General features: G+C 37.7%; 5 protein-coding genes. 3 read left to right on the plus strand and 2 right to left on the minus strand.

The genetic code is table 11. The features are described 5' to 3' along the window. Window positions 1–332: 332 nt before the first annotated feature. Window positions 333–2210, minus strand: coding sequence for an AAA-like domain-containing protein (locus RMY27_RS35165; RefSeq protein ID WP_322669417.1), 1878 nt, complete (start codon window positions 2208–2210; stop codon window positions 333–335). Between the two features lie 40 nt (window positions 2211–2250). On the opposite strand from RMY27_RS35165, the gene RMY27_RS35170 reads away from it, so the two are divergent. Continuing rightward, window positions 2251–3021 carry a transposase gene (locus RMY27_RS35170; RefSeq protein WP_322669418.1) on the plus strand — a complete coding sequence of 257 codons (771 nt, stop codon included), beginning with the start codon at window positions 2251–2253 and terminating at the stop codon, window positions 3019–3021. A 252-nt stretch (window positions 3022–3273) separates the two neighbouring features. Here RMY27_RS35170 and RMY27_RS35175 read toward each other — a convergent pair whose 3' ends face one another. Further along, window positions 3274–5934: an AAA-like domain-containing protein gene (locus RMY27_RS35175; protein WP_322669419.1), complete on the minus strand. Its 2661-nt coding sequence runs from the start codon at window positions 5932–5934 to the stop codon at window positions 3274–3276. Between the two features lie 337 nt (window positions 5935–6271). Between RMY27_RS35175 and RMY27_RS35180 the strand changes: the two genes are divergently transcribed. Both RMY27_RS35180 and tnpB read left to right on the plus strand, forming a co-directional pair. Beyond that, entirely contained in the window at window positions 6272–6766 is a 495-nt protein-coding gene (locus RMY27_RS35180) for a hypothetical protein (RefSeq protein ID WP_322669420.1), read from the plus strand. A gap of 121 nt (window positions 6767–6887) precedes the next feature. After that, window positions 6888–8099: an IS200/IS605 family element RNA-guided endonuclease TnpB gene (gene tnpB / locus RMY27_RS35185; RefSeq protein ID WP_322669421.1), complete on the plus strand. Its 1212-nt coding sequence runs from the start codon at window positions 6888–6890 to the stop codon at window positions 8097–8099. The last annotated feature ends 58 nt before the right edge of the window (window positions 8100–8157 follow it).

Here is an 8157-nt window from a genome sequence, read left to right on the forward strand (position 1 = left end):
CTCATGCACGGTTTTGAAGACCAGTGAGGTTGGCGACAGCCTCACTGAGTTTAATCCCAAGGAAGTCAAAGCAGAAGTAGGTGCTGCTGTATCTGAGGCTGGCGTAAGTTCATAGACCCGTGAAAACTATTATTAGAGCAAGGCGAAGTCCATCGATTTCTGTTAGTCGGAGCTAATCACGGAAGCATAGCGATCGCAAGACAAAAACTCGTAGTGCTAAAGTAGCATTACAAAGTGGAAAACAATGCTGTTCTTGGTGAGAGCGATGACTACGACGGGCATTGTGCCAGTGAGATAAATATAGCTACTTGCCAGATGAAATCCTGGTGTAATTATTCGGATAGACGTTCTCGGAAATAAAAGCGATATAAATTACAAAGGCATTGAACTTCATTTCCTTTAAATTCAATTAAGCCTAGACTGCGTAATTTAAAACTTTGTACAGAATCTAACAACTTTACAGGAATATCACTATTGATCACTTTTTGGAGCGCTGTTTTTAACAACTTATCTTCTTCCAGCAGTGAAAGATAGGGATGTAAAAAGCCTCTAAATAATCCTTCGTCAGTGGGGGCAACTTTCAGAAATTGTTCTAAAGTTAAATTACCTGTGGCGATTTGATAAAGAGCAGTCCTTAATAAATAAGGATGACCATCAATCATTCCCCTTAATTGTCCGATTTGTGTCTCTGACCAATTTAATTTATGTCGTTCGACTAATTCTTTTATTTGTATGGGATTAAATTCTCCTATTTCGACAGATAACCCCACATTAAAGGGTGATTGATTTACATTTAAGGAAACATATACTTCTTGAGAATGTGCAATTACTAAACGCAATTTTTGCCAGATTTCTTCGTTTTTACCTTTTTCATGCCAAGCTCGGAGTAGAGCAAAAAATTCTTGAGCAATTTCGGGATAAGGAAAAATCTTATCAATATCATCTAAGCCTAATACTAGGGGAACATCAAGATTTTTTAATAAATAGTCTTTTAAATAATTAGTGCAGTTAACTTGACTGCTTAAGCGTGTTTTCCAAGATTGATCTATTTTATCTTCTAGCCTTAATTCATAACTCAGAGTTGCACAGAATGCCTGTAAAAAATTATTGAGATCAGTAAGATTTTCTTTACTCCATAAATTCAAAGAAACTGTGCGATAACCTTTTTGTCTACTATGGTCAAGAATGCGACTCATTAGGGAAGTTTTACCCATCTTTTGCGGGGCTTTGATGCGGATTAACGCCCCTGCTTGGAGGATGGATTGATAACATTTAATTTCCACCTCTGGACGCTCGATATAAAAGGGGGAGTTAAGAGGAACTTGACCATCAGGATTTTCATAAGTCAATGAGGAGTTGTTCTCTTTTACTTTTGGTGTTGGTTGTTTAACATTGCTTAGATTAATTAGCAATTGTTGCTTAATAAACTGACTCACTCCCTTGTAGACTAAATTTTCTGTTGATTTGGGCTTGGTGATAGAAAGATGGTCATCATCTGTAGCGGTAGGTTGGACATCTTTGATGGCTGGGTTAGCACTATCTGGGTCTACAACTAAAAAGCCTTTAGTCGGTCTTGTTTCAAAATAAACTTTTGTAGCAATTTCCAAGTCATCAACATTTTGCCGATACCACTCATTCAGTTGACGCAGTTGGGGAATATGTACTTTCAGTTCATCAACACTAACAGAGCTTCGTGCCAAAATCCCAATTTTATCGACTAAGTTGGCGAGATGGGAACCAGTGTGAGGAGTGGAGAGAAATACAATACCTTTTGTCTGTTCAATAACTGCTGTTTTTTTAAACGTCTGAGCATTACGCAGCATTTCTTTGATTAATAATCCACCCATACTATGAGTGATAAAAATTATTGGGTATTTGCCAATATCATTAACTTGTAAATACTCCAGTAAATTACTAGCACGGTCAAAAAGTGGCATTGTTGAACCTCTCCATTCAAAGGGTTCAGCCTTGTAGCCAAAAGACCAAATACCTAAATCTGGTCTTTCTTGTCCCAGCCACGTTAACCAGAAATTATCATCGTTGCGTAGTTCTTGCGGATGCCAAGTTCCTCGTGCGTGACCACCTAACCCGTGAACAAAAATCACATCCCCGCACCGCTTAGGGTTGTCACATCCCGATATTTTGATTAAACCAGTCATCTCTGCGGGTTCAGGTTTTGGGGTTTGACCAAAAAAAAGGTTAAGGGGCATAGATATTATGGGGAGAATTAGAGGATGACAAATTCTTTTTATGCCACGGCCACAGCGCGACTTAAAACTAGGATACAGCTATCACGTCACTACTCGGTGCAATAACCGCGAGTTTAAATTAACCCGTCACGAATGCCGTCAGGTGTTTGTCTATGCTCTCAAAAAGGCATTGGCTAAGTTCCAATTTAAGCTTTATGCCCTATGTATAATGTCTAACCATGTCCACTACCTTCTAGAGCCAGCACAACCTAACGATTTACCCAAAATCATGCATTGGATAAATTGGTACACGGCAATGTGTTTTAACCGAATGTTGAACCGTACAGGACATTTTTGGGAAAAACGTTATCACAGCACAGGATTTGACAAAAGTGACTATCAACGGGCATTGAATACGCTGCGGTATATTCACGCCAATCCAAAAGCAGCAGGAATGCAAGAAGGCTTTTTCTATGATTTTAGTAATTATGGAACCTATGACCGACTTGGGGATGATGGTTTAACAACTTGGCATCCGGCTTTTTTAGCACTGGGTAAAACTTTGAATGAATGTGCTGCTAAATATCGAGGTTTTTGTAAGAAGTACAAACCAAAAGCGAAAACAGAAAAACGCTATTTTTGGGGTAATCAATTTTTGCCTAAAGTAATTAAAGGCAAAGGAAAAAAAGCATCACCAGGACAGATGCGATTACCTTGGGATAGTTGGGAGGCAAGTAATTCAGAAATTGTTGATGTGGCTGAGAAATTTATTTTTGCTAATTGTTACAATCCCCAAGTTGCAGGGATGATTTTTAAAGATCACAATCAATGATTTGAGATGAAGATAGGAGCAGTGTCTCTATTTATCACTAAAAATGTCTTTTTTAGAGGAATTTGCTACTTTTTGGTAATATTAACGACTCTAAATTAGCTCTTCTCAGTTCCCTCTGTGTTGTTTGTTTTTTTTCTTTGGGTTGTGCATTGCCTAGTGCCAGATATCGAATCTCCCAAAGCCTTATTACTGCGTGGAAAATATCCCATAAATAAATCTTTACAATTCTCTAAAAGCCTTATCTGCTACCATTTACAAGTCTCTGCAAGAAGAGAAGAGTAGTCTTCCGCGAAATCCCCGTAAATGTCGATATATAATAATGCCATCGCTGCCTATTTCCCGCAATTCACCCGAAATACCTCCAAGTCCAAGTCCCCCACCCAAAATAGGGAGTTCTCCTCTCCTCGAAATAGATTCTTCCTCTTCTCCCTTCAGGTTCATAGGTAATTCCTCAATCTTCCTCCACTCCCCATCCTGTCCTTTCCATCCCACACTTTTTGTAAAATCATTATACCCTTTCTCGTTCCAATTTTTCCATTCTCCCTTCTCCCAATCAAAATCAAGAGAATTGCCACTAGCCAAATATATTTTTTTCTGGACACTATAACCAAAATACCCCTTAGAGTTATTTACCCAAAGTGTATCTAGTTGTTTTAAATCCTTACAATTAAAGTTTTTGAGATCATTTAAATTTAAATAGCTTTCTTCTTCCCTTCCTGCTGAATATAAAATAAACTGCCAATTTTTTGAATCTGCTTCCCTCCATCTTTGCTGCTGCATCAAATAATCTAATTCATTCAATAAATGTTCCTTTAAAGATTCAGCATAAACTGGATTGGAGCTATCCAGTTTTTTAAGTTTACGATAAAGCAAAGCTACAATATCAGCATTGCCATTGTAGAGAATATTTAAGTCTAAGGTAAATAAATCAAGATTAGACTTAAACTGAGATTTTAAAATACTGATAGAATCAAATGCTTTTTTATAATCTGCTAAAGCCTTAGATTGATTTGAGCGTTCCTCTAATTGTCCTTTAACGTAGTTAATATAAACTAAAGTGGTTAAATTATCAGGAGTTTTATCAATTTGATTTTCTATTATTGATAATTGTTCCAGGCTTTTAGTAAAATCTCTTTCAGCCTTTTCTAAATCTTTCTTTTGATTTTGATCCTTGTCGGTATCAGCTAGATATTGATACCCTAAAACCAGCGAACTATTTAACAAAGCCTCTTTTAGCTGAGAATTATTAATTTTCTTCTGCAAAACCAAACCTGCAATATTCAAAGACTGATTGGCTTCGTTCGTTTTTCCCTTTTGTTGCAGTTGAGAAGCCACTGCTGACAGGTTTCTAATTTTATCAATAGATTGGTTGAGTTCATCTGTATTTCTGTGAGCAGTTTGCAGTTGGATAAATGCACCTATTCCTAACAAACCTGTAATCCCTAAAGTAACAGATAAAACCACCACTCCAAAACGCATTCTATTTCTAGCAGTTATCAATTGACTTTCTGCTTCTTGTTTAGCTTCCGCTTCAATTTGTCTAGCTTTTTCTGCTGCTTCCTTTTCTTTCCTTTCTCTTTCTAATTCTAACTGTGTTTCTGTTTCTGCTAGTTCTTCTTCTCGTTCTCGTTTACGACTAGCTGCTAAAAATTCTAAATCTTGAAAACCTAAACTTTTATCCTTTGCCCAAGTTTCGGCTTCTACTAAAGCATTTTCTCTCAATAACCGAGACTCATCCTGTTTCCCTGATAATACCCACTGACGATAATTCTCTGCATAAGGACGCAAACTGGCTAAAGTTTTCTCAATCCATAAATTGTCAAAAATGGTTTGATAAATCAGGTTATAAACCTTTAAGTTACTCTCTTTTTTAACAACGATTCCTGCTAACTGTAAATCACTCTGTTCAATACTACTATCAATATCTATTCCGCCTGAGTGCCATACTTGCTGATATAAATCTAATAAGTATGCTGCTTTCTGTTCATCTCTTTTTAAAATCCTATCCCGAATCGTTCTAAAATGTTCCGGTTCATCTTGAGATTCCCAGTTCTCAATCACTCGACTTCTGACTAAATTCTCTACAAAAGCAGCTTCCTCACCTGGGGAAATTACATTTGCAGATTTACGGACAAATTCACAGACTTTCTGAGTTAAAAATGGCTGTCCTCCAGTCCAGTCTAAAATCGCTTTTAGTACGGTTTCCGGGTTGCTACTTTGTCCAGAGAATCCCTTGATTAAAGGGAAAGCTTCTGCAAATTCAAATCCGGTTAACTCAATTCCTTTTCCAATATTAAAAGGAGTGCGCTTTTTATCTTGAATTAACTCAGAAGGGGTGGCGACCCCCAACAGCACAAAAGTAATGCGCTGATATTCAGGATTATCAACTCTTTGATTAAAGAATGCTCGAATTAAAGCAAAAAAATCATCAACCGAGAATTTTAAACTGAGAGTACTATCAATTTCATCTATAAAAATAACAATCTGTATCGTGATTAATTTTAGTAATTTGTCAATAAATTTACCAAAAATCTGCACATCAGATAAGCGGGAATTCTCTGACCATAACTCATCTAAATCAAACTGCTCACCTAACTTTAAACTTTCAGAACCAGAAATCGTATCAATAATCCCAGCATACCATTGTTCAGACTTTAGCCCTGATGTCCCAATTGCGGTTAAATCAATAGATACACAAGCAATTCCTTCATCCTGTAACCTTTGCATTGTGCGAACACGCAAACTAGATTTACCCATTTGTCGAGAGTTAAGGACAAAACAAAACTCTCCAGCTTTCACAGCCTGATACAAATCTGCATCAGCTTTGCGTGTGACGTAGGTAGGTGCATTAGCAGGAAGACTACCACCAAATTGATATTGATAATCCTGGGGGACAGGTAAATTTATAGTCATACGCTACATGGGTAATACCCAGGTGATATGTCAATTAAGACACAATATACGGCGGGTGCGGCTCTTTTTGAATAATTATAAAGATAGCTGAATCTGAATAAGTGCAAGTCGCTACATTTAACATTAGGCTGTATTCATTGTATGGCAATGCTTTCAGCTTTAGTACAAAAATTTATACTATTGTAAAATAGCACCTCCTTCATGATGAAATAAATTTTCCCGATGTCGGGGAAGTCTAGGGTTCACCAGGAAGTTGACATCAGGAAATTTGACTTCCAATCAACTGCCTTTTCTGATGGTAAATTTTAATTATGCTCAACATAGTTAGGGGTATGCTATGTGGTTTTGGGAAAAGGAATCGGTTGAGTACGAGGTGTTCAAGAAATACGAACCAGCGCTGATAACTATCGGTGTGAATTTTGCAGATGCCGAAGTCCAAGATGCACTTGAAGGTTGTTCGTATGACTTAGAAGATGCCTTGCGAAGTGCAATTGAATATGCGCTGTGGTTGAGTGAACACGAGAAAGAGATTTTCCCCAACGCCTTATTAATTCGTGCGCTACAGGATAATTGGAAGCCGAAAGCATGGCGTGATGAATATTTAGAACTGCCCATGTTTGAATCGCCTGGGCAGAGGTGGTGGAATGCCGCAGACAAAATGTGGGGACGCGATGTGCGAAATCAATTGGTTGTTGATGTATTTTTTGACGGAGGTGGAGAATTTATAAAATTCAGCAACGGTAAAGAGATAAGAGTAAAAACTGCATGGGTATTGGGGTGGGAACGATTGCTTGAATATGCCAGCCCAGCAACTGTTTCATCGATATGGTAATTTAATTGATATCTACAAGCCGCACACTCGTGACTTATAGTCATGAGTTAGGCGCTCCATATTGAGCATGACTTTGTGTTACAATACCAGTGTATTTAACACGTTTAAGAAGTTTTTCTACGTGCAGAAAGCATTCAAGATTACACTAACTCCCACACACAACCAACAAGTCTTAATTAACAAGACTATTGGCTGTGCAAGGTTTGTGTACAACCACTTTTTAGCACTGAGAAAAGAGTTATATAACATTGAGAAAAAAACGTTAAACTATAGTGCTTGTAGTCAGCAGTTAACTTTACTTAAAAAAGAGATTGCATGGCTCAAAGAGGTAGATAAATTTGCTCTACAAAACTCGCTCAAGAATCTAGAAACAGCGTATAAAAACTTCTTTCATGATTGCCAAAAAGCTCAAGGCAAGAAGGGCGTAGGCTTTCCTAAATTCAAAACCAAACATGTCTCCAAGCAGTTTTACAAAACTAACCTGACCAACGGCAACATTCAGGTAATAGAGAATCGTTTAAAGCTTCCGAAACTAGGTTGGGTAAAGTTTCACAAGTCTCAAGACATTACCGGAAAGCTTGTAAATGTTACGGTTACTCGCACTTCATCAGGTAAATATATTGCTAGTATTTTATGTGAAACAGAGATAGAAAAATACTCTCAAGTCACACAAAATGTTGGCTTAGATTTGGGAATTAAGTCCTATCTTGTTACCAGCAATGGAGAAGTTGTAGATAATCCGGAATATTACAGAACTCAAAAAAGGAAGTTACGTAAAGCACATAAAAAGCTATGTCGTAGTGTCAAGGGTAGTAGTAATCGAGTCAAAGTGAAAATCAAGCTGGCTCGTACTTACGAAAGAATTACTAATCTTAGAGACGATTTTCTGCACAAGCTATCAACTCGCTTAATCAAAGAAAACAGTATTATCTGTATCGAAGATTTGCGAGTTGCTAATATGGTTAAAAATCACAAGTTGGCAATGAGTATAACGGACGCTAGCTGGTCTAAGTTCATTGCCATGCTGGAATATAAAGCTTTGTGGCATGACAGAATTGTGCAGAAAGTTGGTACATTTTACCCCTCATCTCAAACTTGTAATCATTGTGGTTTCATTAACCCGTTAGTCAAAGATTTAAAACTGCGTGAATGGACTTGTCCTACTTGCAGTAATTACAATTTGAGAGACAATAATGCGGCTTTGAACATATTGGGTGAGGGATTAAAACTTTTAACAGCAGCCGTCGGTGCGCCGGATGCTCTAAACGCCTATGGAGAATCTGTAAGTCCTGGAGTCATCCAGGCAGGACTCGTTGAAGTAGGAATCGCGTGACTTCTAGAACACCGATTCAGTAATCAGGATGAAGTAGCAGACTGCTCAGTAGTGTGAG

Source organism: Nostoc sp. DedQUE09 (assembly GCF_034530915.1).
Taxonomy (GTDB): Bacteria; Cyanobacteriota; Cyanobacteriia; order Cyanobacteriales; family Nostocaceae; genus Nostoc.

Bases quoted from the DNA above. Each gene is read 5' to 3' on its own strand.
- RMY27_RS35165 (WP_322669417.1), bottom strand. From the start codon at position 2,210: ATGCCCCTTAACCTTTTTTTTGGTCAAACCCCAAAACCTGAACCCGCA.
- RMY27_RS35170 (WP_322669418.1), top strand. From the start codon at position 2,251: ATGCCACGGCCACAGCGCGACTTAAAACTAGGATACAGCTATCACGTC.
- RMY27_RS35175 (WP_322669419.1), bottom strand. From the start codon at position 5,934: ATGACTATAAATTTACCTGTCCCCCAGGATTATCAATATCAATTTGGT.
- RMY27_RS35180 (WP_322669420.1), top strand. From the start codon at position 6,272: ATGTGGTTTTGGGAAAAGGAATCGGTTGAGTACGAGGTGTTCAAGAAA.